Source organism: Variovorax glacialis, from assembly GCF_051216375.1.
GTDB lineage: Bacteria > Pseudomonadota > Gammaproteobacteria > Burkholderiales > Burkholderiaceae_C > Variovorax.
This window is the reverse complement of the sequence record NZ_JBPJZT010000055.1, coordinates 1-2,458: the sequence shown is the minus strand read 5'-3', so window position 1 is coordinate 2,458 and position 2,458 is coordinate 1. Positions and strand designations below refer to the sequence as shown.

The window sequence follows — 2,458 nt, the reverse complement described above, 5'->3', positions numbered from 1 at the left end:
ACCAAACCGGCGCCGCCGGTGGCTCGTCGTCTACGGCGGCTACGCCGCCTTCGACTCCTCACCACCGGCCATCACGCTTGTCGTTCGACCGGCCAAGATGATTGTCGCGCCCCAGTCTCTTGAGGGCCCTTACCGGCTGTACAGATTTCTCCGAAGCAGGCATTCCATAGCAGGGGGGGTAGCCCCATCAAAGCTAGCAATTCGACCGGCCAAACTGCTGGACGAACTACTTGTGCTCCCCAATGTCTTCCATCGCGGGCTGTCCGCCTTGTTCGCAAAGCGAGCAATCGGACCGCGAAGACGAGCTCATGCTTGCACTCCCACAAGCTGACTCGCAATCTCCCACAAACGACCCGCGTTACCCGCATCGACGGCGTAAGGCGCGACCCCGGTGAAGTCAACGGGGCGGCGTTCCACGACCAATGCCTCGTTGCAGTCCTCGAAGTAGCGGCCACCTACGCCCTCCAGTAGCGGCGATGCAGCCAGCAGCACAGACGTCGCGGCGCCCTGCTCGGGGGTCTTCCTGCGTTCGGGGGGAGTCTTGAGTCCGCCCGTGTGCTTCTGAAGGTTGGTAGCAATGGCTCCAGGATGAACAGCATTGGCGAAGATGCCCTCGTGCCGCCAACGGTGGGTGGCTTCCACGGCCATCAACACGCAGGCGGTCTTGGCCTGGGCGTAGGCGGCAAACGGCTCGTACGGGCGGAATTTGAAGTGCAGGTCATCGAAGACCACCGGGCCGAGCAGTTGCGCGCTCGAACTGAGTGAGACGATTCGGGCACCCCCAGCTTGCTTGAGCGCGTCGTGCAAGCCGTGGGTCAAGGCAAAGTGCCCCAGGAAGTTGGTAGCAAACTGCATCTCCCAGCCCTGGGCGGTGGTCTGCAGTTCCGGAATCGCCATGACACCTGCGTTGTTCACGAGGATGTGAAGCGCTCCGCTCCACTGCTCGGCGAAATGGCGCACAGAGTCAAGGTCGACCAAATCCAATGCCGCGACGCGAACATCACCCCTGTGGGAGGCGCGGAGTTCACGCGCAGTTTCCTCGACGGCCTCGGGGCGCCGGACGGCAAGCGTCACCTCCGCGCCAGCATTCACCAAAGCTCGCGAGGTCTCCAAGCCAATGCCTGACGCCCCACCTGTAACGATGGCGCGCTTTCCGGATAGGTCCACGCCGCGAAGCACTTCGTTGGCGGTCGAATAGAACCCGAGTGGGGATGTGATACGTGACATGAGCAATCGCCTTATGGATATGGAGCGGAATAGTAGGAGGCGAGAATTGATTTGATAAGGAGCACAATGGCGCATGTCGTGATGCATTGAATTCATCAATTGTGTCGCCTCTCCAGTCTAAGTCTCATGAAACGCACTGAACTATCCGCCCTGCAGGCCGTAGTTGCCGTTGCTTCGCACCAGAACTTCAGAGCTGCTGCAGCCGAGCTCGGACTCTCGCCTTCGGCCATCAGTCACGCGGTCTCGGCCCTGGAGGAACGGATGGGCGTCCGACTTTTCCATCGGACCACGCGCAGCGTCTCGCTGTCAGAGGCAGGAAGGGGTTTTCTTGCCCGTATCGCCCCGGCTCTGAAGGAAATCGAAGGCGCGATTGATTCGACGACCGCACTCCGCCCAACCCCGGCCGGAACGCTGCGCATCAATACGTCAGAAACTGCTGCGCACCAGCTTCTGGTTACCTACGTGCGCGAATACCTCAAGCGCTATCCTGACATGCGTGTTGACATGGTCACGGAGGGGCGGCTCGTCGATATCGTGGCAGAGGGATTCGACGCCGGCGTGCGGCTGAGCAACTCCGTGCCTCAGGACATGGTGGCGGCTCCCTTTGGCCCAGAGCAAGGATTTGCAGTAGTGGGCTCGCCAAGCTACTTCAAGGGCCGAGAGATTCCTCGTACGCCTCACGACCTTCAATCCCATCAGTGCATTCGCAATCGTCTCCCAAGCGGCTCGCTCTGGCGTTGGGAGTTCAGCAAACACGGCGACTACATTTCTCTTGACGTCGATGGACCTATAACGCTCGACAACACCCTCTTGCGCCTTGAGGCCGCCCTCGCAGGCCTCGGCCTGGTCTACATAAATGAGTGGTCGGTCCGCAAGGAAGTCCGGTCCGGACGACTCCTGCTCGTGCTGCAGGACTGGACGCCGCCCCTTGGCCGCCTGGCCTTGTACTACCCTGGGCATCGACACGTGCCGGCGGGTCTGCGCGCCTTCGTCGACGTCCTGCGCGAGGTCGATACGAAGTCCAAGTGAACATAGGCATCGCATCGCCGTGATGTCCGCACTGCGTCATGGAGTCGCCGGCGCATGCGCGGCAACGCGACGCCGCCATCTTCGGAGTGAACCGCACCGGCTTTCGAGGAGGCCTATTGGCTTGAGTCCGACCGGGATGGTCTGACTTCTCTTCTGGCTGTTCTGACTTTCATTATTCCAGCCCCCCGCAGGGGCCGCCGGA

At 61.4% G+C, this 2,458-nt stretch carries 2 protein-coding genes; one reads left to right on the top strand and one right to left on the bottom strand.

Translation table 11 applies throughout. The features are described from left to right. Nucleotides 1-306 precede the first annotated feature (306 nt). Nucleotides 307-1,227, bottom strand: coding sequence for an SDR family NAD(P)-dependent oxidoreductase (locus ACSFBL_RS35510; RefSeq protein ID WP_435520485.1), 921 nt, complete (start codon nt 1,225-1,227; stop codon nt 307-309). A gap of 126 nt (nt 1,228-1,353) precedes the next feature. Here ACSFBL_RS35510 and ACSFBL_RS35505 point away from each other — a divergent pair, with 126 nt between their 5' ends. Further along, nucleotides 1,354-2,256 (top strand): LysR family transcriptional regulator, encoded by a 903-nt coding sequence (locus tag ACSFBL_RS35505; protein WP_435520484.1) that lies wholly within the window; start codon nt 1,354-1,356, stop codon nt 2,254-2,256. Nucleotides 2,257-2,458: the final 202 nt, after the last annotated feature.

Coding starts and splice junctions, on each gene's coding strand:
- ACSFBL_RS35510 (WP_435520485.1), bottom strand. CDS start 1,227: ATGTCACGTATCACATCCCCACTCGGGTTCTATTCGACCGCCAACGAA.
- ACSFBL_RS35505 (WP_435520484.1), top strand. CDS start 1,354: ATGAAACGCACTGAACTATCCGCCCTGCAGGCCGTAGTTGCCGTTGCT.